This is a genomic window from Yersinia frederiksenii ATCC 33641 (assembly GCF_000754805.1).
GTDB lineage: Bacteria > Pseudomonadota > Gammaproteobacteria > Enterobacterales > Enterobacteriaceae > Yersinia > Yersinia frederiksenii.
The window spans coordinates 2,322,459-2,348,940 of the sequence record NZ_KN150731.1; the positions used below are offsets into that span (position 1 = coordinate 2,322,459).

The window sequence follows — 26,482 nt, forward strand, 5'->3', positions numbered from 1 at the left end:
TACTGTCCAGAAGACTCAAAAGCCTATTTGACGACGTTATCCAGCATATCTTTTATATTTCCCTTAGTAATTGATATCACCCGCGTTTTTTCGCCAAGTGCAAATTTTATAAATTTAAAATTCGCCTCATTATCTTTTTGCGTTTTAAGAGTCCATTTCTTTTTCTTAGCAGTAAATGCTACGAAATCACGCCAAGCCTCAACCAAAGTAAGTTGACTCTCGCTGTTGGAATCGTCAGCCGTTGGTACAGTAATATAAATAGGAACACTAGGTGTTAAAGGTGTTAAAGGTGTTAAAGGTGTTAAAGGTTTTAAAGACTGAACAATAGCGTCATAGTCTTTTAGGTTCTTGCTGAAGAAAGCGGTTCTGGCATCCTGCCACTGTTTGAGGAAATAATCATATTGTACAGAAGCTTCCATAAGCTGATTTGTCATCCCAGTAACATCAAATTGAGCACTGAAATAATCGGTTATATGATCATTGGTAAATGGCTTAGCTCCATTGTAAAAAGCACTCTCTAGGTGCTCTCCTGCGAACTCTGAGAATCCTTTAGCTAAATCTACAGGTATTGGCATATCTCCAGAGATAGACGCTTCCCTTGCCTCAAATTTAGTCCTACGGGCTTCTTCATAGATTTCAGTTTGAACTTCGAGTAGATATTCATCGATATCACTTTGTGTTAACTGTCTCATTTTTCTCACAATCGTCTGTAGCTGGCTATTTTCTATCCTACCAAGTTTCAGCAATGAAATGAAAAACATCTGTCTGGAAGTGAGAAATCTCGCCCTTTTTATCTCAGTACATGCCAAAGATGACTTAAAAAAGCGGCTATCCGATAAACGAAAGTAGAGGTAGAAAATACCATTGCGGTGAAGCGTATAAGGAAGAGAACAAAAGTTGATGTATCCCATCATGTATCCCACTTAACGTGAAATGCAGACGGGACACACCAACTCATTGTTTTTAAAGAGGAGTGGAGTTGACCGGTAAGCCGGGTTCTGTCGTGGACAATCATTCCTCTAGGCCAGCAATCACTCACTGGCTCAAGCAGCCTACCCGGGTTCAGTACGGGCCGTACCATGTGAACCCCTATTTGGCCTTGCTCCGGGTGGAGTTTACCGTGCCACGGACTGTTGCCAGCCGCGCGGTGCGCTCTTACCGCACCCTTTCACCCTTACCTGATCCCACTTACGTGGGCCATCGGCGGTTTGCTCTCTGTTGCACTTGTCGTAGGCTTGCGCCTCCCAGGCGTTACCTGGCACCCTGCCCTATGGAGCCCGGACTTTCCTCCCCTTCACCTGTCTCCCCCGAGAGGGACGGCAGCGAAGCGGCGACTGTCTAGTCAACTCCGCGGCGGATTATAGTCACATTACGGTTAAATGTCATCTTTCACCGACAACAAATATTTATCTCGGTGAATAATTGATTTTCACTTCAATACGCTGTGAGAATGTGAAGTTGATTACAGATAAGTTTAAAAAAATTATTTTAAGTCATATATATAGATAAGATTAATTAGCTAGCATTAAAGATAATGAGTGGCGCTATCGTGAAGGGTATCATTGGGGCGGGCACTATTGCGGCTGATAACATCACCTGAGGCTGGCTATCCGGCCTCAGGTGTTAGGGGCTTACTCTTCGTCGTCGCTCTGCTGTTGAAGGTCTTGTTCCAAAGCATACTTATAGAGTGCGTTCTTTTTCACACCATGGATTTCGGCAGCCAGTGCAGCCGCCTTTTTCAGCGGCAACTCTTTTTGCAGCAGGGCTAAAGTACGCAGTGCGGCGGCTGGTAATGCATCATCAGCCTGCACTTTGTGCCCTTCGACAATTAATACCATTTCACCACGGCGGCGGGTTTCTACTTCTTGAACCCAAGCCAGTAACTCACCCACTGGCGCACCGTGAATAGACTCCCAGGTTTTGGTTAGCTCTCTGGCCAGTACTACATAGCGTTGTGGGCCAAGTACGGTTACCATGTCCTTTAAACTTTCCAACAAGCGATGGGTTGATTCGTAGAAGATCAGTGTTCGAGGTTCCTCAATCAGCGCTTGCAGAGTATCCTTACGTCCTTTGGTTTTCGCAGGCAGAAAGCCTTCGTAGCAAAAACGATCTGAGGCAATACCGGCGGCAGACAGTGCAGTAATCGCCGCACAAGCGCCCGGTAATGGCACCACTCTGATGCCAGCTTCACGGCAACGGCGCACTAGATGGTAGCCCGGATCATTGATAAGGGGTGTTCCTGCATCTGAAACCAGTGCAATACTCTGGCCTTCTTGCAGTTTCGCCAGCAAATGATCGGCTTTTTGTTGTTCGTTATGGTCATGAAGTGCAAACAGGCGGGCGTTGATCGCAAAATGTTGTAACAGCAACCCTGTATGACGTGTATCTTCTGCCGCAATCAAATCAACGCCTTTCAGTACCTCTAACGCCCGGTGGGTAATATCCCCTAAATTGCCAATTGGGGTAGGTACCACATAAAGCGTAGATGCAGAAATCACTGCTCGATCTGGTTGATTCATTGTTTCATCCGAATTACCGATTTAATATTGAGCATCTTGAAAAAAACATCACTGGATACAGTATGCTTTCCTCAACATTCGTTCGTTCCAAAGCAGGGTTTATCCCTGTTGTTCTAGCTGCGTTGATACTGGCAGCTTGTTCAGGCAGAGATCCGCAGACGCCGCCACCGGTAAATATACAGGAAGAGGCAAGCGCTAACTCTGACTATTATCTACAACAGTTGCAACAGAGTGGTGATGATAACAAGGCTGACTGGCAATTACTTGCCATTCGTGCACTGTTACGTGAAGGGAAAATCCCTCAGGCAGCAGAACAGCTCGGCACACTACCAGCGAATCTAAGTGACGCCCAGCGCCAGGAACAGCAATTACTGACCGCTGAGCTGTTGGTGGCACAGAAAAATAACCCCGCCGCTGCCGATATTCTGGGTAAGCTGGACGCCACTCAGCTTTCAGCCAACCAACAGGTTCGTTTCTATCAGGCACAGATTGCTGCCAATCAGGGTAAAGCAACCTTGCCACTGATTCGCGCATTTATTGCTCAAGAGCCATTACTGAAAGATAAAGCACATCAAGATAATATTGATGGCACCTGGCAAGCCCTCGCCCAGCTCACACCACAAGAATTGAATAACATAGTGATTAATGCGGACGAAAATGTCCTGCAAGGCTGGCTGGATTTGCTGCATGTGTATCAAGATAACAAGCAAGATCCTGACCTACTGAAAGCCGGTATTAAAGATTGGCAAAATCGTTATCCGCAAAACCCGGCGGCCAAAAACCTGCCAACAGCATTAACTCAAATCAGTAACTTCAGCCAAGCCTCTACCGCGAAAATTGCTCTGCTGCTGCCATTGAGTGGCCCAGCAAAAGTGTTTGCCGATGCTATCCAGCAAGGCTTTATTGCGGCGCAAAATGGCCTTCCGGTGACACCAACTGCACCTGTGATACCTGATGCAACGGCAAGTACGGCTACCGATGGCAATGCCGCCCCAGTGACAGATGTTGCTCCAGTTGCAACCCCTGCACCTGTTGCAACCAGTCATGCACAGGTGAAAGTCTACGACACCACCAACCAACCGGTGGCAGCATTGTTGGCTCAAGCCCAGCAAGATGGTGCCACACTGGTGGTTGGCCCGCTGTTGAAGCCTGAGGTCGAGCAACTGAGTTCCACACCAAGCACCCTGAATATCCTGGCGCTGAATCAGCCAGAAGTCAGTAGCAACAGCCCAAATATCTGTTACTTCGCCCTGTCACCAGAAGATGAAGCCCGCGATGCTGCGCATCATTTGTGGAGTCAGGAAAAAAGAATGCCGCTGTTGCTGACACCGCGCGGTGCTTTTGGTGACCGCATCGCCAAGGCCTTTGCTGAAGAGTGGCAAAAGCAAGGCGGGCAAACAGTATTGCAGCAAAACTTCGGTTCAACGGCTGAGTTGAAACAAGCCATCAACAGTGGTGCAGGCATCCGCTTAACGGGTCAGCCTGTGGCTGTTTCGAGTGCTCCGGCTGCGGCACCGGCATCTGTGACTATCGCGGGCCTGACCATTCCAGCACCGCCAGTTGATGCGCCAGTCGTTTCAACCTCTGCCGGTGGTAACATTGATGCGGTGTATATCATTGCCACACCCGCTGAGCTGACACTAATTAAACCGATGATTGATATGGCCACCAGCACTCGCAGCAAACCGGCGCTGTTTGCCAGCTCACGGAGCTATCAAGCAGGTGCTGGCCCGGATTATCGCCTGGAGATGGAAGGCATTCAGTTTAGTGATATTCCATTGATGGCAGGGTCGAATCCAGCCCTGATGCAGCAAGCTGCGGCCAAATATGCCAACGACTATTCGCTGGTGCGTTTGTACGCCATGGGTATTGATGCTTGGGCGTTATCGAATCATTTTGCTGAAATGCGCCAAATTCCTGGTTTCCAGGTAAGCGGCACCACTGGCGACTTAACCGCATCGGCTGATTGTGTTATCACCCGTAAATTACCTTGGCTGCAATATCGTCAGGGTATGGTGGTACCGGCGGCGTAAAGTGATTAGGGTGATAGCCCTGCAAATTCAAAGATGAAGGGAATTTTCAAAGTCATTGGAGTTGCAGGTAGGCAGCAAATGAACACATCCCGATGAGCTTACTCAGGTAAGTGATTCGGGTGAGTGAATGTAGCTAACAACCCTGCAAATTCAAGGACGAAGGGAATATGAGCCAAAGGAACATTGGCACACACTATGAAAATCAGGCCCGCCGTTATCTTGAGCAGGCAGGTTTAATATTTCAGGCGGCCAATGTCACCTATCAAAGTGGTGAAATTGACCTTATTATGCGCGATGGTGCCACCTGGGTGTTTGTTGAGGTTCGCTTTCGGCGCAATGCCCTATTTGGAGGCGCTGCCGCCAGTGTCACCTACAGCAAGCAACAACGGTTACTCCGAGCTGCCGCTCTTTGGCTGGCACAGCGAGATGCCTGTTTTGCCACAACACCGTGCCGTTTTGATGTTTTTGCCATTACTGGCAGCCAGTTAGAATGGTTGCCGAACGCCTTCAATGCGGATTGATGATTTTTTTCCGGTTTAATACCGGGTTATTACTGAGTGGGTTAAATCAACGTGCTGGATAGAATCAAAGGTTGCTTTACAGAAAGTATTCAAACCCAGATTGCCGCGGCTGAGGCTCTGCCCGACGCCATATCCCGTGCAGCAATGACATTGGTTCAGTCACTGCTCAACGGCAATAAAATTCTCTGCTGCGGTAATGGGACTTCTGCGGCTAACGCGCAACACTTTGCTGCCAGTATGATAAACCGTTTCGAAACAGAACGGCCTAGTCTGCCCGCCATTGCTTTGAATGCTGATAATGTCGTACTCACCGCCATTGCTAATGACCGTTTGCATGATGAGGTCTATGCCAAACAGGTGCGTGCACTCGGTCATGCTGGCGATGTTTTGCTCGCTATTTCCACTCGTGGCAATAGCCGTGATATTGTGAAAGCGGTCGAAGCAGCAGTCACCCGCGATATGACCATTGTTGCCCTTACTGGCTACGATGGCGGTGAACTGGCTGGCTTGTTAGGTCAGCAGGATGTCGAAATCCGGATACCTTCGCACCGTAGCGCCCGGGTTCAAGAATTACACATGCTCACAGTGAATTGCTTGTGTGACTTAATTGATAACACTCTATTTCCTCATCAGGACGATTAAAGGAGCACGAATGAAGGTTGGTTATATTGTTGCCATGCTATTTAGCGCCCTGCTATTACAAGGCTGTGTTGGTGCCGTCGTTGTCGGCAGCGCGGCAGTCGCCACTAAATCCGCTACAGACCCACGCTCTGTTGGCACTCAGGTAGACGATGGCACACTCGAGGCCAGAGTCGTCAATGCACTGAGCAAAGATCAGCAGATAAAAAGCCAAACACGTTTTGTGGTCACCGCATATCAAGGGAAAGTTTTGCTGACTGGGCAATCGCCAACTGCTGAACTGTCTAACCGCGCCAAGCAAATTGCTGCGGGGGTTGATGGCGCCACGGAAGTGTATAACGAGATGCGCCTGGGTAAACCCGTCGATCTAGCAACCGCATCGATGGATACCTGGATCACCACCAAAGTCCGCTCACAGTTACTGACTGCAGACTCGGTGAAATCCTCCAATGTGAAAGTGACCACCGAGAATGGCGAAGTCTTCCTCTTGGGGCTAGTCACTCAGCAGGAAGGTCAATCTGCCGCGCAGATTGCCAGCCAGGTGAGTGGCGTGAAACACGTGACGACCGCATTTACTATCGTGAAATAAACTGACCGTAAAAATCGGCCAGTTTATGTGGATAGCATCAGATTTATTAAGGGATTAGAGCAATCTAAGCCCTTTTTTAATCGAGGGAATTCTCCTGAATGAACTCCTTTCCACCTAATTGGCGCATCTGGCGCAAAATCCACTGCTGGCGAGAAATAACATAATTTGACGGGGCATTAACCTTGAAACGATGTGGATTGGGCAGCACCGCAGCCAATAAAGCCGCTTCTGATGAACTCAATTTGCTGGCTGGTTTATTGAAGAAATGGCGAGATGCCGCCTCCACACCAAAAATACCGTCACCAAACTCGGCAATATTCAGATAAACCGTCAGGATACGCCGCTTGGTCCATACCAACTCAATACCGGCAGTCAAGCCCACTTCCAGTCCTTTACGTATCCAGCTTCGCCCGTCCCAAAGAAATAGATTCTTTGCCGTTTGTTGCGACAGCGTCGACGCACCGCGAATACGATTTTGATTGCGCTGATTATGAGATAATGCCGACTCAATGGCCCCCACATCAAATCCCCAATGCTCCGGGAACTTTTGATCTTCCGCCGCCATCACCGCCAGTGCCATATAAGGTGAAATTTCATCCATTGGCACCCAATCAGAATGTGCAATATAGGAGAAATCACCTGTCAGCCAGGCCCCAAGTTGCCTTTCAAGCATGACCATGGAAAACGGAACCGGTAGAAAAGCAAAAATCAAAATACCGGCCAACCAGAAAGCCACAATGCCAAGAACACCGCGTTTTCCCCAATACCAAAGCCAACCTAATCCACGCCTGACTGAAATCATTCGGTTAAATCCAGTACCTTCGCCACAAGTTTATCAATGCCTTTAGCGGCTTCAGAAATGGAACCAGCCAACATATAAGCAGGTGTAGTGACCACTTTATTTTCCTCATCAACCACCACATCATCGGCTGGACAAATCACATGTTCTCCACCCATAACTTCAATCGCATCAATGGTATCGGGATCGTTACCAATAGTCAGGCGAATTGGTTTGCCTAACAACTTAGGCAGCATCACTGGAGAAATACACATAAAACCAATTGGTTTACCAGACTTATGCATTGCTTGAGTTAACTGAGTTAAATCTGGATCTATCGTGCATTCAGAACCCTTAATTGCGAAATCACTGAGGTTCTTTGCCGCGCCGAAACCACCAGGGACAATAAGGGCATCCAACAGATCTGAATTAGCTGAAGAAAGAGGTTTTACCCACCCACGAGCAATACGCGCAGACTCAACTAAAACATTACGCTGTTCGGTTAATTCCTCACCAGTAAAATGATTAATAACATGCAGTTGCGGCTTGTCTGGTGCGAAGAATAAAACACGTGCTCCAGCACGATCCAATGCCAGCATTGTTAAGACAGACTCATGTATTTCTGTACCATCAAAAACACCACATCCACTTAGCACGACGCCCACAGTTTTCATCACACCTCTCCTTTGCCGACTCTGTCAATCGCTTAACCTGTTCTAGTGACAAAGACGTATCTCTATCACAAATTTTAATGAATCTTGTAACAAGAGCGCTTACATTTGCTATGTTGTTGCTTGTATGATGTATGGCAGAATCCTTAAAACCTGCGATTCCATTCGAAATCGAAATAATAGGCCCTAAGTAATTCGAGTTACACGAAGGCGGCAACTGAGCGAATCCCCAAAAACTTACATTGGTAAGTGACTGGGGTGAACGAATGAAGCCAACGAACATGCAACTTGAAACATGACGGGTATCGCAGGTTAACGATTTCCCTGGTGTTGGCGCAGTATTAGCGCACCCCGGCCTCGGTCGGGGTTATTTTTTTTCAGCTTCCGCAGCCCACTCACGTAGCACCTGAACATCATTACGCCATTCTGATTTTAATTCATCGACCCAATCTTGCACGTTGTCCCACCAAGCTGGCAGTGTCGGTGTCTGAATTTGCTGTGCAAGCTGTTGGATATGACGCAAACCAACCGAACCCGCGGCCCCTTTAATCTTATGCGCCTCTTCAGTAATGCCCTTTTGATCCCGCGCAGTCATATTTGAATCCAATACCGCCAAATAACCCGGCATCATTTGTTCAAACATTTCCAGGCTTTGATGAATCAATTGTGGGCCAACCAAATCGATATATTGTTCCAGCATCGCAGTATCAAGTAACGATTCATGGGTTTGCATCACTTTATGTTCCTGTTTTTTAGCGGAGGAAGAGGGCTTCTGATCCCAGAATTGCTTAATCATGGCCGTGAGTGCAGGCACAGACAACGGCTTGCTCAGCACGTCATCCATCCCAGCATCTAAATATTCTTTTTTGTCCTTAAGGACGTTGGCGGTCAGTGCCACCAATGGCGGCAGTGATTGATTATCGTAGTTCGCCCGAATCTGGCGGGCGATATCCAAGCCGCTCATATCGGGTAACTGAATATCCAGCAGCACTAAATCAAAATCATCGGGCTTGAACATCGCCAGAGCATCGTGGCCATTCATTGCCACCTCAACACTGTTACCCAGTTTCTCCAACACAGAGCGCGCCACGATGACGTTCAACTCGATATCTTCCACCAGCAAAACATGAAGGGCGGGCAGTGGCATGTCGTCGCCTGATGGCGTGGTAGAAACCGCATGCACGGCTGGCGCCTTGATGGTCAGGGTAAAGCATGAACCCGCCCCTTGGGTGCTTTTCACCGTGATATCCCCCCCCATACTTTGGGCCAAACGCTTAGACACTGCCAGACCAATACCGGTCCCCGTTGCCGGACGCCCACCGTTGCTGTCTTTAACCTGATAATACATGGCAAAAATCTTGTCCTGCTCATCTTCAGGAATCCCCATACCAGAGTCTTCCACTTCAAAAATCAGGCGGTCACTTCCTTCACGTCGCACCCGCACCACAATTTTACCTTGCTGAGTAAATTTCACCGCGTTGCCGATCAAATTCCACAGAATCTGGCGCAAGCGGGTGCCATCAGTAATAATCTTCTCTGGCAATGGCAACTGGGGCTCCATAATAAACTTCAGCCCTTTTGGCTGGACCAGCAAGCCAGAGAGGTTTTCCAGATCTGCCATAAAACCTGTAAAATCAATCGGTTGATTATCCAACTGAACTTTACGACGTTCTAGCTTATCCATCTCAATGATATCGTTAAAAATATTCCCAAGGGTGATGGCACTGACGTGAATGGTTTTCAGGTATTTCAGTTGTTCGCTGTCTAATTCAGTGTCTAACAGGATGCGGCTTAGGCCTACAATGCCATTAAGTGGCGTACGCAACTCGTGGCTGATTGTTGAGATGAAAGTGGTCTTATCCCTACTGGCATTCTCCAGCGCGTCCTGATAGCGCTTACGCTCGGTTATATCGCGGCCAAACCCCATCAAACCATGCCGCTTGCCGACGCGATCATAAAACGGCACTTTGCGCAGTTCAAAACAGGCTTTCCGGCCATCGGGATAAACCAGCCACTGTTCATAGGTCAGAGAAACGTTGTGGCGGAAAACTTTTTCATCCGTCTCCATGACTTTTTCAGCAATATCAGGTGCATAGACATCTTTCGGGGTCAGCCCGACCAACTGTTTCTCACTTTTACCAGTCAACAACTCCATTGCTCGGTTGCAGCCAGAAAACTCATTGGCTTCATTACGGTAATAAACCAGATCCGGGGAAGCATCCAAAAAAGATCGTAATAAGGCGGACTGCTGCCCTAGCTCTACCTGAGCCTGCTCACGGTGACCCATTTCTTCTTTTAGCTTGTCGACCACTTGCAGGTGAGCTTTCTCCGCTTTCTCACGTTCAACAATTTCCTGATTAAGTTGAGCAATATTTTCAGTCAGTTGATTATTCAGCTCCAAATCGCGATGACGCATGACTTCAAGTTTATCAACCAAGCGCGACAAGCGCTGACGCGACTCTTCCAACTGCTCAACCACGACCGACAAGAAATACACGGCCCACGGAGTTATCAGAAGACCGAAGAAAATTGAGCGCACTAAATCGAGAGTTTCAACCGAGCCACTCAAGACGAATGTCACCGCCATCTGAACCACCATGGCCAGCAACACCAGCACAGACGCCAATAGCAGTGAGAAGCGAACCAGCCCTAACTTAACCATTAAATCAACGTAATACTGGGCTAATACCCTGATTTGCTTCATAGCAACCCCTGTCTGTGTTTCCGGATATACCCAAAGTAGTTGAAGTTGCAGCTACCCCCCGTAATTTCAAGTACGAAGGATATAAATCATACCGTAAAACCAGAAAGAGATAAGGCGAGTTACCAAGAAGTGTGGAAAAGATTGCAAATCAAATAGTTTTAGAAGAATAAGTGCTCTATTGAGGTTGATAGTGATAGATATCCCCAATGGCAGACCCCTGTACTCCATATTTGAGTAAGTAATCATTCAGCTTATTCATGCCAGTCCATCGATTTTCACACCATAGTGGCGCAAGCAACGTTGGCCGACGGGCACTTGCCGAGATGCGGTGATAAACAATGTCAGCGGGCGTGTGGCGAATCATTTCACCGGCAGTGACGACATACTCCTCCAGCGCCAGCTCTGGTAAACGTCCGGCCCGCCAGGCTTTTGCCATGGTACTGCCCTCAACGATATGCAATGGGTGCAGTTTTAGGCCGTCAACACCGGTCGCGACAACTTTCTCCAACGTTTCCATGCCCTGCGCCTGATCTTCTCCAGGTAGCCCGACAATTAAATGGCAGCAGACTTTCAAGCCCCTGGCGCGCGCCCGGCGTGCTGTCTGTTGATAGCAAGCAAAGTCATGGCCACGATTAATACGTTTGAGGGTTTTATCATTCGCGGTCTGTAGCCCCAGCTCAAGCCAAACTTCATAACCTTGCTGATGATAGCCACTGAGTAAATCCAGCACAGCATCCGGCACACAATCAGGCCGGGTTCCAACACATAAACCCACAATGTCGGCTTCGGCCAAAGCCTGCTCATACATTACCGCCAAGGCATTCACTTCTGCATAAGTACTGGTATAGGCCTGAAAGTAAGCCAGGTAGCGTTTGGCTCGATTGGTTTTCTTGGCCTGCGCAGCGAGTTGCTGAGCAATACTCTGCTGCTGCATCTGTTCATCAGCAAAAGAGGCCACCTGACAAAAAGTACAACCGCCACGCCCCAGTGTTCCATCACGGTTAGGGCAGCTAAACCCGCCGTGTAGCGTGAGCTTATGAATTTTTTCACCGTAGCGGTGCTGTAAATCCGCACCAAACATATTGACTAATTGCTGCAACTGCATAATCTTATCGCTGCCTGTCAAAAAAATATTTATTACCCAAAGTCGTTGGAGTTACAGCAAACGAGCAAATACCGCTGAGCTGACTTAAGTCAGTGATTCGGGTGAGTAAGAGCCGCTAACACCGCTGTAGCTTCAAGAAAGAAGGGTAAGCCTACCCGCCAATGATGTTATGCGCGATGACAGAGATCAACTCCCATGCCCTTGGGTGCAACTTCGCATAACCATTCATTATAAATGCAAATAAAATCACTTGACCGATGATTAAATTTTCTTATTTCCACCAACCTATTAGCGCTTCTATTACAATTCAGTGAAAAATAGTTTTAAACACCAATAAATATAATAAACCCAGCACATAACTCTAACATCCCCGTCAGCGCTAGCATGGTGCAGAGATTTGTCGATTGCACCATAGTGAGACAGCTCACATTTTAGCGTCTATCCTATGAAGTATCTAATAGGGCAAAAATGCCGATAAAATTATATATTTCATAATGATAGGCATCATTATTAGCTTAAGGATCGTTCTTAAGCCTATATTTGACCTGAGTATTCTTTCTCGCTAAGTTGGAGGTCCGCTGGAAGCTTTCTAGACGGGCAAACGTCTAGTCATAATTATGCAGTTATTTAAGACACCCTCTTAAAACAAGTCATATACCACTTGTGAGACCCGTCACGAGAGGTCATTGGCGGAGGGCGGAAAAGCAGATTTGCCGCGAAATACGCGCCTGTCAGCCCACCCGTCACCGTGAATTGTCCCTCGCAGTAGGTTGTGAGAGTCACGCAGAGCCTGGGGAGGTTCACTGATATGTTGTACGATAAATCCCAAGAGAAGGACAATTGCGGTTTTGGCCTCATCGCCCACATAGAAGGCGAACCAAGCCATAAAGTCGTGCGTACCGCAATACACGCACTGGCCCGCATGCAGCACCGTGGAGCAATACTCGCCGATGGTAAAACCGGCGATGGTTGTGGCCTGCTGTTACAAAAACCGGATCGCTTTTTCCGGATGGTCGCTGAAGAACGCGGATGGCGTTTGGCCAAAAACTATGCCGTCGGCATGATGTTTCTCAGTCAGGATGAAGAACTCGCCAAGGCAAGCCGCCGCATTGTAGAAGAAGAGTTGCAAAACGAAACGCTGTCGATCATCGGCTGGCGTGAAGTGCCGACGAACCCTGATGTTCTTGGTGAAATCGCTCTCTCCTCCCTGCCCCGGATTGAACAAATTTTTGTGAATGCCCCTGCGGGCTGGCGTCCACGCGATATGGAACGCCGCCTATTTGTGGCGCGTCGCCGTATCGAGAAGCGGATTGCAAACGACAAGGATTTCTACGTTTGTAGCTTCTCTAATCTGGTTACGATCTATAAAGGCTTATGTATGCCTGCGGATCTGCCACGCTTTTATCTCGATTTGGCTGACCTGCGCCTTGAATCGGCAATCTGCCTGTTCCACCAGCGCTTCTCAACCAACACCGTGCCACGCTGGCCACTGGCTCAGCCGTTCCGCTATTTGGCACATAACGGCGAAATCAATACCATCGCCGGTAACCGTCAATGGGCGCGGGCACGTGCTTACAAATTCAAAACACCATTAATCCCCGATTTGCAGGATGCGGCCCCTTTCGTCAATGAAACCGGCTCTGACTCTAGTTCACTGGATAACATGCTGGAACTGTTCCTCAGCGGCGGTATGGACCTGATTCGTGCCATGCGTCTGTTAGTGCCACCGGCCTGGCAGAACAACCCGGATATGGACACCGACCTGCGCGCTTTCTTCGACTTCAATTCCATGCATATGGAGCCCTGGGATGGCCCTGCTGGGATCGTGATGTCAGATGGCCGTTATGCTGCCTGTAATCTTGACCGTAATGGCCTACGCCCTGCGCGCTACGTTATCACCAAAGATAAGCTGATTACCTGCGCCTCTGAAGTCGGTATCTGGGATTACCAGCCCGATGAAGTGGTAGAAAAAGGCCGTGTCGGGCCGGGCGAGCTGATGGTGATTGATACCCGCAGCGGCAAAATCCTGCACTCAGCCGAAACTGATAACGATTTGAAAAGCCGCCACCCTTATAAAGAGTGGATGGAGAAGAACGTTAAGCGTTTGGTGCCGTTTGAAGATTTGCCAGAAGATCAGGTGGGTAGCCGCCAGCTAGATGATTCTCAGTTGGAAACCTATCAGAAACAGTTCGGTTACAGCAGTGAAGAGCTGGATCAAGTCATCCGCGTATTGGGTGAGATTGGTCAGGAGGCAACAGGCTCAATGGGTGATGATACCCCGTTCGCCGTGCTCTCCAGCGGCCCGCGCATTATTTACGATTACTTCCGCCAGCAGTTTGCGCAGGTGACTAACCCGCCAATCGATCCGCTGCGTGAAGCGCATGTCATGTCACTGGCGACCAGTATTGGCCGTGAAATGAACGTGTTTTGTGAAGCTGAAGGTCAAGCGCACCGTCTGAGCTTTAAATCGCCAATTTTGCTGTTCTCTGACTTCCAACAGTTAACCACTCTGGAAGGTGAACACTACCGCGCAGATCGGTTGGATCTGACTTTTGATCCGGCTGAAATTGACTTGGAGCAGGCGGTGCTGGCCCTGTGTGACGAAGCTGAGCGCAAAGTGCGTGATGGCGCCGTGATGCTGGTGCTGTCAGACCGTGCTATCGCGCCAAACCGCCTGCCAGTTCCAGCACCAATGGCAGTCGGTGCCGTGCAGACCCGTCTAGTAGAAAAAAATCTGCGTTGCGACGCCAACATCATTGTTGAAACCGCCAGCGCCCGTGACCCGCACCATTTCGCCGTATTGCTCGGTTTTGGTGCCACCGCAATTTACCCTTATTTAGCTTATGAATCATTGGCTAAATTGGTTGATAGCCAAGCGATTGATAAAAAGTATCGCGATGTGATGCTGAACTATCGTAACGGCATCAATAAAGGGCTGTACAAGATTATGTCCAAAATGGGCATCTCGACCGTGGCCTCATACCGTTGCGCCAAACTGTTTGAAGCCGTTGGCCTGCATCGTGATCTGTCCAACCTCTGCTTCCAAGGGGTTGTCAGCCGTATTGGTGGGGCGAGTTTCAGTGATTTCCAACAGGATTTACAGAATCTATCCAAACGTGCCTGGCTGAAACGTAAACCACTGGATCAAGGCGGGTTACTGAAATTTGTCCATAACGGCGAATACCATGCGTATAACCCTGATGTGGTCAGCAGCTTGCAAACTGCGGTTCACAGCGGCGAATACAGTGATTATCAAGCCTATGCCAAACTGGTTAATGAGCGCCCGGTAGCCACTCTGCGTGACTTGCTGGCCATTAAACCACAAGGCACCCCGATCCCTGTGGACCAGGTCGAGCCAGCGGAATCGCTGTTCACACGCTTTGATACCGCCGCGATGTCTATTGGTGCATTGAGCCCTGAAGCTCACGAATCCCTAGCTATCGCGATGAACAGCCTCGGTGGGTTCTCAAACTCCGGTGAAGGCGGCGAAGATCCTGCGCGTTACGGCACCAATAAGGTTTCCCGTATCAAGCAAGTTGCTTCTGGCCGTTTCGGTGTGACACCAGCGTATCTGGTAAATGCCGATGTCATCCAGATTAAAGTCGCTCAAGGTGCGAAGCCCGGCGAAGGGGGTCAATTACCGGGTGATAAAGTCACGCCGTATATTGCCAAACTGCGCTATTCCGTGCCGGGTGTGACCTTGATTTCCCCGCCACCGCACCATGATATTTACTCAATCGAAGACTTGGCACAGCTTATTTTCGACTTGAAACAGGTTAACCCGAAGGCATTGATTTCGGTAAAACTGGTTTCTGAGCCGGGTGTTGGCACCATTGCCACCGGTGTAGCGAAAGCTTACGCCGACCTGATTACCATTGCCGGTTATGACGGTGGGACCGGTGCCAGCCCACTCTCTTCGGTGAAATATGCCGGTTGTCCGTGGGAACTGGGGCTAGTTGAAACGCAACAAGCACTGGTTGCCAATGGCCTGCGCCATAAAATCCGCCTGCAAGTGGACGGCGGCCTGAAAACCGGCGTCGATATTGTTAAAGCAGCCATTCTGGGAGCTGAAAGCTTTGGTTTTGGCACTGGCCCTATGGTAGCGCTGGGTTGTAAATATCTGCGTATTTGCCACCTGAATAACTGTGCTACCGGTGTGGCAACTCAAGATGAAAAACTGCGTCGCGACCATTATCACGGCCTACCTGAGCGTGTGGTGAACTACTTCCAGTTTATCGCCCGTGAAACTCGTGAAATCATGGCTGAGCTGGGTGTTAGCCAACTGGTTGATTTGATTGGCCGTACTGACATGCTCCTTGAGCTTGACGGGATCTCTGCCAAACAGAATAAACTGGACTTGTCGCCAATGCTGAAAACAGCCACGCCACATCCAGGTAAAGCGCTCTATTGTACCGAAAGTAACCCTCCGTTCGATAAAGGCTTATTGAACAAAGAGTTGCTGGCACAAGCTGAACCACATATTGAAGCTAAACACAGCAAGACATTTTACTTCGATATTCGTAACACCGACCGCTCAGTGGGTGCAGCATTATCCGGTGCGATTGCCACTAAACATGGTGATCAAGGCCTGGCAACGGATCCTATCAAAGCTTACTTCTCCGGTACTGCCGGTCAGAGCTTTGGGGTCTGGAATGCTGGAGGGGTCGAACTGACACTGACCGGTGATGCTAACGATTACGTCGGCAAAGGTATGGCCGGTGGCCGCATCGCGGTACGCCCTCCTGTAGGGTCTAACTTCCGCAGCCACGAGGCCAGCATTGTCGGTAACACCTGCCTGTATGGTGCCACTGGCGGTAAATTGTTTGCCGCAGGCCGTGCCGGTGAGCGTTTCGCCGTACGTAACTCCGGTGCTATCACGGTAGTTGAAGGTATCGGCGATAACGGCTGTGAATATATGACTGGCGGGATTGTGTGCGTATTGGGCCGCACCGGGATTAACTTCGGTGCCGGTATGACCGGTGGCTTCGCTTACGTCCTTGATGAAGATGGCGAATTCCGTAAACGTGTTAACCCTGAGCTGGTAGAGGTCTTGGATGTCGATCAACTGGCAATCCATGAAGAACATCTGCGTGGGCTGATCACTGAGCATGTTCAGTTGACAGGTTCTAGCCGTGGCGAAGAAATTCTGGCTAACTGGCCAGAGTGGGTGACCAAGTTTGCTTTGGTTAAACCGAAATCCAGCGATGTGAAAGCACTGTTGGGCCACCGTAGCCGTTCCGCAGCTGAGCTGCGGGTTCAAGCGCAGTAAGGGGTTGAAATGAGTCAGAATGTTTATCAGTTTATCGACCTACAGCGCGTAGATCCGCCGAAAAAGCCGCTGAAGATCCGTAAAATTGAGTTTGTTGAGATTTACGAACCATTCTCGGAAACACAGGCGAAAGCACAGGCAGACCGCTGTCTGTCTTGCGGTAACCCTTACTGTGAATGGAAATGTCCGGTACATAACTACATCCCTAACTGGCTGAAGCTGGCCAATGAAGGGCGGATTATGGAAGCGGCGGACCTGGCTCACCAGACCAACAGCTTGCCGGAGGTTTGTGGCCGTGTGTGCCCACAAGACCGTCTGTGTGAAGGATCTTGCACCCTGAATGACGAGTTCGGTGCCGTCACCATTGGTAACATTGAGCGCTATATCAGTGACAAAGCCATCGAAATGGGCTGGAAACCTGATATGTCTCATGTTCACCCGACCGGTAAACGTGTCGCGGTCATTGGTGCAGGCCCTGCTGGGCTGGCCTGTGCCGACGTATTAGCCCGTAACGGCGTACAAGCGGTGGTATTTGATCGTCATCCCGAAATTGGTGGCCTGCTGACCTTTGGTATTCCGGCTTTTAAGCTGGAAAAAGAAGTGATGATTAAGCGCCGTAAAATCTTCTCCGAGATGGGCATTGAATTCCAGCTGAATACTGAAGTTGGCAAAGACATCCAAATGGATGCACTGCTTAAAGAGTATGACGCGGTGTTCCTCGGTGTCGGGACTTACCAATCAATGCGTGGTGGTCTAGAAAACGAAGATGCATCCGGCGTCTACGATGCGCTGCCATTCCTGATTGCCAATACCAAGCAGTTAATGGGCTATGAAGCCACACCACACGAACCTTACATCAGCATGCAAGGCAAACGCGTGGTGGTACTTGGCGGTGGTGATACCGCCATGGACTGTGTGCGCTCCTCAATCCGTCAGGGGGCAACAGATGTCGTCTGCGCCTACCGCCGTGACGAGGTCAACATGCCGGGCTCTAAACGGGAAGTGAAAAACGCCCGTGAGGAAGGGGTCGAATTTAAATTCAACCTGCAACCACTGAGTATCGAAGTCAACAGTAATGGCAAAGTCTGTGGCGTGAAGATGGTTCGTACCCAATTGGGCGCACCTGATGCACAGGGCCGCAGTATGGCTGAACAGATCCCAGGTTCAGAACATGTGTTGCCGGCAGATGCGGTGGTTATGGCATTTGGTTTCCGCCCACACAGCATGGAATGGTTAGCGGCTCACGACGTCGCACTGGATAAGCAAGGCCGTGTCGTTGCACCTGAACGCACAGATAACGCTTTCCAGACCAGTAACCCAAAAATCTTTGCCGGTGGCGATATTGTCCGTGGCTCTGATTTAGTGGTAACTGCCATTGCTGAAGGCCGTAAAGCCGCAGAAGGCATTATGAATTACCTGGAAGTCTAAAAACCAGATTCTGGGAAAGACGCAAAATAACCAAGGGCTGGCTATCCAGCCCTTTTTACTACTTTTTTCCCCCGCATCACTACTCCCACTCAAGATTTTGTAACAATCTCAATCTGCCTTAATTGCAGCATTTTATGCGTGAGGCGCTATAGTAAAGCCCGAGTTCATGTTCACTGATGTTTTTGGGCCTACTTATCTGGCCCCACACAGCTATTTTCTTGTCCATTTTTTACGCCTTGTTTTAAAGAAAGGATCATCTGTTATGAAATCTCACTTACTTTTCATGGCTGGCGGCTTGCTGGCTATTAGTAGCAGCGCATTTGCTATGTCTCTTAATTATCAAGAAGTTGGTTACAATATTGAAGCGCGTGGCGCACGTGCAGTGGTTGCAGAACTGGCTCGGGCCGGGCAACTGCCCGCAGTAGAGAATAATATTAAGCTGGGTGATGATAACTGGATTGCTATGGCCCCTAAACTGGCCGATGGTGGAAATGCGAATTTCACTGCTGGCATAAAATCGGCCCTCTCTTCCGCGCTGATTTATAACCCAGCCGCAGTACTCAAAGCAGTAAGTGATAGTAAGACACTGACACTGTCAGAAATTTGTACCGCGCCAGCCGATGCCAAAGACAGTGCAGCCAAAGCCAGTTTCCAGCAACGCGCGTCTCATACCTTATCGACTATCAGAAATAGCGACATGATGAGCCAACGTGATAGCTGCCTGGCAGAATTGAAAAAGATTGGTTGAGATAACGAGTTAGATAGAAATGATAAGGGCGGCTAATGCCGCCCTTTAAATATCTCATTTTTGCCCGAAAGCACAGGCGATTACTTCACCACCCGTAATGCCGGACGGCCACCACTGCGTGGCGGTTGCGGTGGTTCATCATCAGGTGAATGCCCACCACCTTCAGGTGCCTGAGTATCATCCGTTACCAATGTCAGGCTTTCAGTCGACGCAGTTTCGATGCCTTCCTCTTCGATGCCGACAAAATTGCCATCAGCATCAGAATCGTAAGCTTCTTCAGGCTCAAACATCGTGCCCGAGCCGTTCTCGCGTGCGTAGATTGCCATCACCGCCCCCATAGGTACGGTGACCTGACGAGGGACACCACCAAAACGGGCATTGAAGCTCACGCCATCGTTGCCCAGCTCTAGATTACCCACAGCACGCGGTGCCACATTCAATACAATTTGCCCATCACGAGCAAACTCCATCGGCACCGAGACACCTGGCCGGGTAACATCCACAACCAGATGCGGAGTCAGTTGATTATCAATCAACCACTCATAAAATGCGCGCAACAGGTAGGGACGGCGCGGAGACATATCAGACATCTCCATAACAATTAACCTCGAGTTTTCAGATGCATTTCACGCTCAGCTTCAGTCAAAGAAGCCAAGAATGCATCACGCTCAAACACACGGGTCATATAGCCTTTCAACTCTTTAGAACCCGCGCCAATGAACTCGATACCTAGCACCGGCAAACGCCACAGCAGCGGAGCCAGGTAGCAATCAACCAGGCTGAACTCTTCGCTCATGAAGTAAGGTGTTTCATTGAACACTGGAGCGATAGACAGCAGCTCTTCACGCAACTGCTTACGTGCTGATTCTGCTTCCTGAGCATTGCCTTGCTCGATTTTATGCAGCAGAGAATACCAATCATGCTCAATGCGGTGCATCATCAAACGGCTGCTACCACGCGCAACAGGGTATACCGGCATCAATGGCGGGTGAGGGAAACGCTCATCCAAATATTCCATGATGATGCGGGATTCATACAGCGTCAGCTCACGATCAACCAAAGTAGGGACGGTACGGTAGGGATTGAGGTCAATCAGGTCCTGCGGCAGATTATCAGCTTCAACCTGCTCAATCTCAACACTGACACCTTTTTCCGCCAGTACGATACGCACTTGATGGCTAAAGATGTCGGTCGGGCCGGAAAACAGCGTCATTACCGAACGTTTGTTGGCAGCGACAGCCATGAAAACCTCCAAGATTATCTAGAAAACAATGCGAATAGCCCACGGTTACGTTGCTATCCTGAGTCGTTTTACCGCCGGTTCGCAATCTCGACAGCTGCTGCCGTAAATAAGCCTTGGTCGAGAGAATAATTCAGCCAGGGAGATACACGGACGCCAACAGTTCGCCGAACAGGCACAAAAGTGGATGATAGTTTACCAGATTTTGCATGTTTTGTGGGGATGGCGCTGCGATTTCGTGATCAATTGTCTATCAGACAACAGTTTAGCGATAAAAATAGTGTGTATAAAATGGTGGAAAGCTATTTTTCAGACATAAAAAAACCCGGTGAAACACCGGGTTTTTACCATTAATCTGATGCCATAAAGGCAAAAAATTAACGTTTGGAGAACTGTGGACGACGACGTGCTTTACGCAGACCCACTTTCTTACGCTCAACTTCACGCGCATCACGCGTTACGAAGCCAGCTTTACGCAGTTCACCACGCAGAGACTCGTCATATTCCATCAGTGCACGGGTGATACCGTGACGGATAGCGCCAGCCTGACCTGAAATACCACCACCTTTAACAGTGATGTACATGTCAAACTTGGTAACCATGTCTACCAGTTCCAACGGTTGGTTAACTACCATGCGGGCAGTTTCACGACCGAAGTAAACTTCGAGGCTACGTTGGTTAATAACGATTTTACCGCTACCCGGCTTAAGAAAAACGCGTGCAGCAGAACTTTTGCGGCGACCAGTGCCGTAGTATTGATTTTCAGCCATTGCCATAATCCCGATTAAATGTCCAGAACTTGCGGTTGCTGCGCCGCATGATTGTGCTCAGTACCTGCATAAACTTTAAGTTTACGATACATTGCACGGCCCAGCGGACCCTTCGGCAGCATGCCTTTAACCGCGATTTCAATCACACGCTCAGGACTGCGGGCAATCATCTCTTCAAAGGTCGCTTGTTTGATACCACCGATGTGACCGGTGTGACGGTAATAAATCTTGTCTGTACGCTTGTTACCGGTTACAGCAACTTTTTCTGCGTTCAGAACGATGATGTAATCACCAGTATCAACGTGCGGGGTGTATTCCGCTTTATGCTTGCCGCGTAGGCGACTAGCCAGTTCAGTAGCGAGGCGACCTAAGGTCTTACCATTCGCGTCAACAACATACCAGTCGCGTTTTACAGTTTCTGGTTTAGCTGTGAAAGTTTTCATTATAAAAGCTTACCCAATTAATAAGTTACACGTTGGTGAACACCCAAACGTTCAAAAACAGTTGAGGCTCACACGACCATCAGTCCAGCAAACCTACCCCTTCGAATAGCCAATGCTGGCACTATCAAAGTTTTTGGGAAAAAAAAACTTTGTTGTAACGTGGGGTCGCAAGATTATAGAGAAGTCGACGTTAAAGATCGAACTGTTTTTGACGAGAAAGGTATAAATTAAACATGTTAAGTAAGGGCGAAGGACGATCGCCCACAACAGAGTAGCATTTTAACAGGTAAAAAGTGAATAACAGCAGTGCAGATATCGTTACGGCAAATGCGGTAAAGAGAGATATTCTTCACTCTGCATCTCTTGTAGCCTCGATAAACAGCGCTGATATTCAAATTTAAGACGTTCACCGCAATAGATCTCAAACATGGATGTTTCAGCAGCAATAATCAGTTTTACCCGCCGCTCATAAAACTCATCGACTAACGCCAGAAAACGTCGCGCGGTATTCTCATCTTTTGTCGCCATCCGGTGAACATTGTGCAGCAATACCGTGTGATAGAGCTTGGAGAGCGCAATATAATCCAGCTGGCTGCGCGCCTCTTCACATAAAGTATGAAAATCTACCGCCAGAACCCCTTGTGCCGAGCAAATCGCCGGTAAGGAACGGTGATTAACCTCAAGTACGGGGGCTTGTTCCCCTTCTTTACCAGCCAATTTGACGAAAATGTCCTTCATGGCTTGCTCGGTTTGCGAACTCAACGGAGTCAGATAGAGATTGGCTTGAGTCAAGGTGCGTAAGCGGTAATCGATTCCCGCATCAACATTCATTACATCACAATATTGCTTAATGAGTGCGATGGCGGGCAGAAAACGAGCTCGCTGCAAACCGTTATGGTACAGATCATCTGGCGGAATATTAGATGTAGCCACTAGTGTGATACCACGGGCAAAGAGTGCTTCCAACAGTGTTGCCAGCAACATGGCGTCAGTGATGTCTGAAACAAAAAACTCATCAAAACACAGCACATCAGTCTGTTCCTTGAAGCCATCCGCAATAATTTCTAATGGATCTTCATGCCCCTGCAACACCATCAACTCTTGCTGTACCCGCAACATAAAGCGGTGAAAATGCAGACGAAGTTTGCGCTCACCTGGCAAACTGTGGAAAAACATATCCATCAGCCAGGTTTTACCGCGCCCAACGCCGCCCCACATATATAAACCCTGAGCCGGGTGAATTAATGTTCGCGGGGTCGAACGGCCTAGCAAACGCCCCAAACGTCTGCGCAAACCAGCGCGGGCCGGTGGCGTATTCTGGCGTTGATTCAGCTCCTGATATAGGGTGTCGAGCCGTGTTACAGTGCGCCGCTGCACATCATCGGGTTGGTAATCACCGGCATCAAGTGCCTGCTGGTAAAGTGCTATAGGTGAACTCGGTTGCATGTTTATCAACAATCCCTGATAAAATAGTTATCTACTTTTTGCGGTACTTTCTTGCTGATTTATCGGACAATCGCAGCATTTACCGACGCTGATATTGCGGAAAAAGCCTGATAACCATAGGCAAAGTTGCATCAGGATTCCACTCGGACAAGGTTAACGGTTATAGTGGGTATTATTAAGTGAAAAAGTCCTGCTGAACAATGAAGTCAAAAAAGGAGTCATCATGACCTGGGAGTATGCGCTTATTGGGTTAGTTGTTGGTGTTGTGATTGGCGCGGTAGCTATGCGCTTTGGCAACCGCAAATTGCGTCAGCAGCAAGTGCTGCAAAATGAGCTGGAGAAGAGCAAAACAGATCTGGAAGAGTACCGTCAGGAACTGGTTGGGCACTTTGCCCGCAGTGCTGAGCTGTTGGATAACATGGCTCGTGACTATCGCCAGCTTTATCAGCATATGGCGAAAAGCTCTAATAACTTACTGCCGGACTTGCCGTTGCAGGATAATCCATTCCGCTATCGTCTGACAGAATCTGAAGCTGATAATGATCAGGCACCGGTTAAAATGCCACCTCGTGACTATTCTGAAGGGGCATCCGGTTTGTTACGCCCAGAGCATCAGACCCGCGATTAAGCACATACCTATCATGCTGACTACGGTAGAGCTCCCGCTCTATCGTGCTCAGCACATTTACACTTCTATACTTACCTCTCCTTGAATTGCTTTACCGCGGCCCTTATATCAAGCGATATCTTAGGATGCTTATTTTTAGAACAGCAGTAGCCTTTTGAAATAAGTGAATTTTTCAGCTAATTCAGAGTCTGAATTTACAATGGGCCTGTAACAGCCATCCACCCTATTCATTCACCGTTAGGTATTGAGAGAGTTTAAATCAATGAAGAAAAAGTCATTATTTCTTAGTGCGCTGGCAATGAGTGTCGGCTTAGGTCTCGCGTCGGTTCCTATGGTGAACGCAGCAGCACTCCCTGCAGCCGTGGCTGGGCAATCAGTCCCTAGCCTGGCACCGATGCTGGAAAAAGTTTTGCCTGCGGTAGTCAGTGTTCACGTCTCTGGTACTCAAGCCCAGCAGCAACGTTTGCCAGAAGAGTTCAAATTCTTCTTTGGCCCGAATGCACCGACGGGTAAAGAGAGCAACCGTCCTTTTGAAGGTTTGGGTTCTGGCGTCATCATTAACGCCGAGAAAGGCTATGTGTTGACGAACAATCACGTTATCAATAACGCCGATAAAATTCGTGTTCAGCTCAATGATGGCCGTGAATATGATGCCAAACTGCTTGGTCGTGACGAACAAACCGATATCGCGCTATTACAGCTAACTGATGCCAAAAATCTGACCGCGATCAAAATGGCAGACTCAGATAATCTGCGGGTAGGTGACTTTGCTGTTGCCGTAGGTAACCCATTTGGTCTGGGACAAACCGCAACCTCCGGTATTATTTCAGCTCTGGGCCGCAGTGGCCTGAATCTGGAAGGATTAGAAAACTTTATCCAGACCGATGCCTCTATCAACCGGGGTAATTCTGGTGGTGCTTTAGTTAACCTGAATGGCGAATTGATCGGGATTAACACCGCCATTCTGGCTCCAGGTGGCGGCAACATCGGTATCGGCTTCGCTATTCCAAGTAACATGGCGCAGAACCTTAGCCAGCAGTTGATTGAGTTTGGCGAAGTGAAACGCGGCCTGTTGGGCATCCGGGGTAGCGAAATGACCGCAGATATCGCGAAAGCCTTTAATATTGATGCTCAACGTGGTGCATTTGTCAGCGAAGTGTTGCCAAAATCAGCGGCTTCTAAAGCGGGTATTAAAGCTGGCGACGTACTGGTTTCCGTTGATGGTAAAGCTATCAGTAGCTTCGCAGAGTTGCGCGCCAAAGTTGGCACTACCGGTCCGGGTAAAGCCATTAAAGTTGGCTTACTCCGTGATGGGAAACCACTTGAAGTCACTGTAACGTTAGAGAACAGCAGCCCAACTTCAACCAGCGCTGATACTTTGTCGCCATCATTGCAGGGCGCATCCCTGAGCAATGGCGAAATCAAAGGTGGCAGCAAAGGAGTCAAAGTTGAAAGTGTGACAAAAGGCTCGCCTGCTGCCCAATCTGGCTTGCAGAAAGACGATGTCATTATCGCCGTAAACCGTGTACGGGTGCAGGATATCGCGGAGCTGCGCAAAACCATCGATACTAAACCTGCAGTGATTGCACTGAATATTGTGCGCGGTGAAGAGAATATTTATCTGTTAATACGTTAATTTGCAGAAAAATCGGACACAGCACAATGCTGTGTCCGCCAAACTCATGCTATCCTCGCGTTATCTATTCATTCATGCCTTAAACTTCATGTTTCTTAAGCTATTGCGTTCTATTATTTTGGGGCTAATTGTCGCCGGTATTTTGCTGGTCGCAATACCTATGCTCCGTAGTCCGGGTCACTTTTTTTCCGGCAACGCCAATAGTGTCGATGAAGAGGCTCCTGCCAGTTACAATCAGGCAGTGCGCCGGGCGGCTCCAGCGGTTGTTAACGTCTACAACCGTAGCCTAAGTCCCAATCAGGAAGGGTTAGCCATTCGAACATTGGGTTCTGGCGTAATCATGAGTGATAAGGGCTATATCCTAACTAACAAGCACGTTATCAATAATGCTGAACAGATCATTGTGGCATTACAAAATGGCCGCATTTCTGAAGCATTGCTGGTCGGTTCGGATAACTTGACTGATTTAGCTGTCTTGAAAATCGATGCCGTCAATCTACCTGTCATTCCCATCAATATTAATCGTACTCCCCATATTGGTGATGTTGTACTGGCAATCGGCAACCCTTACAACCTCGGGCAAACAGTGACTCAGGGGATTATCAGTGCCACTGGGCGTATTGGGTTAAGTGATTCCGGGCGGCAAAACTTCCTCCAGACCGATGCCTCCATCAACCAGGGGAACTCTGGTGGTGCGTTAGTCAATACCTTGGGTGAGTTGATGGGGATTAACACTTTATCCTTTGATAAAAGCAGCAACGGTGAGACACCGGAAGGTATTGGTTTTGCTATTCCGACCGCACTTGCCACTAAAGTGATGGAAAAGCTGATTCGTGATGGACGAGTCATTCGTGGCTATATCGGTATTACCGGTGAGGAATATCCACCATTCAATGCCAGCAGCAATGGCGGCGATCGAATTCATGGTATTAAGGTGAATAAAATATCCCCCAACGGCCCAGCTGCGAATGCTGATTTACAAGTGGGTGATATCATTCTCAGTGTGAATAACAAGCCAGCGACATCAGTAATAGAAACCATGGACCAAGTAGCAGAAATTCGCCCAGGGACCACTATTCCGGTGCTGTTGCTGCGCAATGGTCAGCAAATCACGGTACAAATTACTATCACCGAATTAGATCAAAATGAAGTTCTTGGCCAGCAGCCTGCACAGTAATCGCTCTGTTTTGCTGCGTGATAAATTCGCTATTAAAAACACTCTTACTATCTGCCCGCATAAAAAATGCCAGCTCGAAAATATCGGCTGGCATTCTTCACATATTCAGCGAGTTATACACCAAAAATAATGAATAAG

At 48.8% G+C, this 26,482-nt stretch carries 22 protein-coding genes and 1 other RNA gene; 11 read left to right on the top strand and 12 right to left on the bottom strand.

All coding sequences use genetic code 11. The features are described 5' to 3' along the window. Positions 1-23: 23 nt before the first annotated feature. The 3 genes from DJ58_RS0121825 to rsmI all read right to left on the bottom strand — a co-directional run bounded on the left by DJ58_RS0121825 (position 24) and on the right by rsmI (position 2,519). Positions 24-914 carry a hypothetical protein gene (locus tag DJ58_RS0121825; RefSeq protein WP_004710877.1) on the bottom strand — a complete coding sequence of 297 codons (891 nt, stop codon included), beginning with the start codon at positions 912-914 and terminating at the stop codon, positions 24-26. 57 nt (positions 915-971) lie between these two features. Beyond that, positions 972-1,350, bottom strand: an RNA gene (gene rnpB, locus DJ58_RS22270) — RNase P RNA component class A. A gap of 281 nt (positions 1,351-1,631) precedes the next feature. Continuing rightward, positions 1,632-2,519 (bottom strand): 16S rRNA (cytidine(1402)-2'-O)-methyltransferase, encoded by an 888-nt coding sequence (rsmI, locus tag DJ58_RS11440; RefSeq protein ID WP_032911536.1) that lies wholly within the window; start codon positions 2,517-2,519, stop codon positions 1,632-1,634. Between the two features lie 62 nt (positions 2,520-2,581). Here rsmI and DJ58_RS11435 point away from each other — a divergent pair, with 62 nt between their 5' ends. The 4 genes from DJ58_RS11435 to dolP all read left to right on the top strand — a co-directional run bounded on the left by DJ58_RS11435 (position 2,582) and on the right by dolP (position 6,301). Then, positions 2,582-4,552: a penicillin-binding protein activator gene (locus tag DJ58_RS11435; protein WP_032911572.1), complete on the top strand. Its 1,971-nt coding sequence runs from the start codon at positions 2,582-2,584 to the stop codon at positions 4,550-4,552. A 167-nt stretch (positions 4,553-4,719) separates the two neighbouring features. Next, positions 4,720-5,073 (top strand): YraN family protein, encoded by a 354-nt coding sequence (locus DJ58_RS11430; protein ID WP_004710881.1) that lies wholly within the window; start codon positions 4,720-4,722, stop codon positions 5,071-5,073. Positions 5,074-5,124: 51 nt separating this feature from the next. Next, on the top strand, positions 5,125-5,715 hold the full coding sequence (gene diaA, locus DJ58_RS11425; RefSeq protein WP_004710884.1) for a DnaA initiator-associating protein DiaA: 591 nt from the start codon (positions 5,125-5,127) through the stop codon (positions 5,713-5,715). A 10-nt stretch (positions 5,716-5,725) separates the two neighbouring features. Next, on the top strand, positions 5,726-6,301 hold the full coding sequence (gene dolP / locus DJ58_RS11420) for a division/outer membrane stress-associated lipid-binding lipoprotein (RefSeq protein WP_004710885.1): 576 nt from the start codon (positions 5,726-5,728) through the stop codon (positions 6,299-6,301). A 76-nt stretch (positions 6,302-6,377) separates the two neighbouring features. Here the strand turns inward: dolP and mtgA are convergent, their stop codons facing one another. From mtgA to mnmL, 4 genes are all read right to left on the bottom strand, one after another. Then, positions 6,378-7,103, bottom strand: coding sequence for a monofunctional biosynthetic peptidoglycan transglycosylase (gene mtgA / locus DJ58_RS11415; RefSeq protein WP_032911537.1), 726 nt, complete (start codon positions 7,101-7,103; stop codon positions 6,378-6,380). Next, positions 7,100-7,753: an isoprenoid biosynthesis glyoxalase ElbB gene (elbB, locus tag DJ58_RS11410; RefSeq protein ID WP_032911539.1), complete on the bottom strand. Its 654-nt coding sequence runs from the start codon at positions 7,751-7,753 to the stop codon at positions 7,100-7,102. Before elbB ends, mtgA begins: the two co-directional genes overlap by 4 nt. Positions 7,754-8,117: 364 nt before the next feature. After that, positions 8,118-10,454: an aerobic respiration two-component sensor histidine kinase ArcB gene (gene arcB, locus DJ58_RS11405; RefSeq protein ID WP_004710889.1), complete on the bottom strand. Its 2,337-nt coding sequence runs from the start codon at positions 10,452-10,454 to the stop codon at positions 8,118-8,120. A gap of 175 nt (positions 10,455-10,629) precedes the next feature. Further along, positions 10,630-11,559, bottom strand: a complete 930-nt coding sequence (mnmL, locus tag DJ58_RS11400) for a tRNA modification radical SAM protein MnmL/YtqA (RefSeq protein WP_004710892.1) — start codon at positions 11,557-11,559, stop codon at positions 10,630-10,632. A gap of 808 nt (positions 11,560-12,367) precedes the next feature. On the opposite strand from mnmL, the gene gltB reads away from it, so the two are divergent. The 3 genes from gltB to DJ58_RS11385 all read left to right on the top strand — a co-directional run bounded on the left by gltB (position 12,368) and on the right by DJ58_RS11385 (position 19,004). Beyond that, positions 12,368-16,828: a glutamate synthase large subunit gene (gene gltB, locus DJ58_RS11395; protein ID WP_032911541.1), complete on the top strand. Its 4,461-nt coding sequence runs from the start codon at positions 12,368-12,370 to the stop codon at positions 16,826-16,828. 9 nt (positions 16,829-16,837) lie between these two features. Continuing rightward, a complete protein-coding gene (locus DJ58_RS11390; protein ID WP_004710895.1) occupies positions 16,838-18,256 on the top strand; it encodes a glutamate synthase small subunit in 1,419 nt (472 codons plus the stop codon). Positions 18,257-18,518: 262 nt separating this feature from the next. Next, positions 18,519-19,004, top strand: a complete 486-nt coding sequence (locus tag DJ58_RS11385; protein WP_032911542.1) for a hypothetical protein — start codon at positions 18,519-18,521, stop codon at positions 19,002-19,004. A gap of 80 nt (positions 19,005-19,084) precedes the next feature. Here the strand turns inward: DJ58_RS11385 and sspB are convergent, their stop codons facing one another. Then, positions 19,085-19,600 carry a ClpXP protease specificity-enhancing factor gene (sspB, locus tag DJ58_RS11380; protein ID WP_004710898.1) on the bottom strand — a complete coding sequence of 172 codons (516 nt, stop codon included), beginning with the start codon at positions 19,598-19,600 and terminating at the stop codon, positions 19,085-19,087. 5 nt (positions 19,601-19,605) lie between these two features. After that, complete coding sequence (sspA, locus tag DJ58_RS11375; protein ID WP_004710899.1) at positions 19,606-20,247, bottom strand: stringent starvation protein SspA; 642 nt, start codon at positions 20,245-20,247, stop codon at positions 19,606-19,608. Between the two features lie 180 nt (positions 20,248-20,427). Here sspA and DJ58_RS23640 point away from each other — a divergent pair, with 180 nt between their 5' ends. Continuing rightward, positions 20,428-20,598: a hypothetical protein gene (locus DJ58_RS23640; RefSeq protein WP_004710902.1), complete on the top strand. Its 171-nt coding sequence runs from the start codon at positions 20,428-20,430 to the stop codon at positions 20,596-20,598. 23 nt (positions 20,599-20,621) lie between these two features. Here the strand turns inward: DJ58_RS23640 and rpsI are convergent, their stop codons facing one another. The 3 genes from rpsI to zapE form a co-directional block, all read right to left on the bottom strand. Further along, positions 20,622-21,014 carry a 30S ribosomal protein S9 gene (rpsI, locus tag DJ58_RS11370; RefSeq protein WP_005162424.1) on the bottom strand — a complete coding sequence of 131 codons (393 nt, stop codon included), beginning with the start codon at positions 21,012-21,014 and terminating at the stop codon, positions 20,622-20,624. 14 nt (positions 21,015-21,028) lie between these two features. After that, positions 21,029-21,457, bottom strand: coding sequence for a 50S ribosomal protein L13 (gene rplM / locus DJ58_RS11365; RefSeq protein ID WP_004710905.1), 429 nt, complete (start codon positions 21,455-21,457; stop codon positions 21,029-21,031). 318 nt (positions 21,458-21,775) lie between these two features. Next, positions 21,776-22,903 carry a cell division protein ZapE gene (gene zapE / locus DJ58_RS11360; protein ID WP_004710906.1) on the bottom strand — a complete coding sequence of 376 codons (1,128 nt, stop codon included), beginning with the start codon at positions 22,901-22,903 and terminating at the stop codon, positions 21,776-21,778. 223 nt (positions 22,904-23,126) lie between these two features. Here zapE and zapG point away from each other — a divergent pair, with 223 nt between their 5' ends. From zapG to degS, 3 genes are all read left to right on the top strand, one after another. Continuing rightward, positions 23,127-23,531, top strand: coding sequence for a Z-ring associated protein ZapG (gene zapG / locus DJ58_RS11355; protein WP_004710908.1), 405 nt, complete (start codon positions 23,127-23,129; stop codon positions 23,529-23,531). Positions 23,532-23,793: 262 nt separating this feature from the next. Then, the gene (degQ, locus tag DJ58_RS11350; RefSeq protein WP_004710909.1) at positions 23,794-25,167 is read left to right on the top strand and encodes a serine endoprotease DegQ; all 1,374 of its coding nucleotides are present in this window, start codon (positions 23,794-23,796) and stop codon (positions 25,165-25,167) included. Between the two features lie 88 nt (positions 25,168-25,255). Next, on the top strand, positions 25,256-26,344 hold the full coding sequence (gene degS / locus DJ58_RS11345) for an outer membrane-stress sensor serine endopeptidase DegS (RefSeq protein WP_004710911.1): 1,089 nt from the start codon (positions 25,256-25,258) through the stop codon (positions 26,342-26,344). The last annotated feature ends 138 nt before the right edge of the window (positions 26,345-26,482 follow it).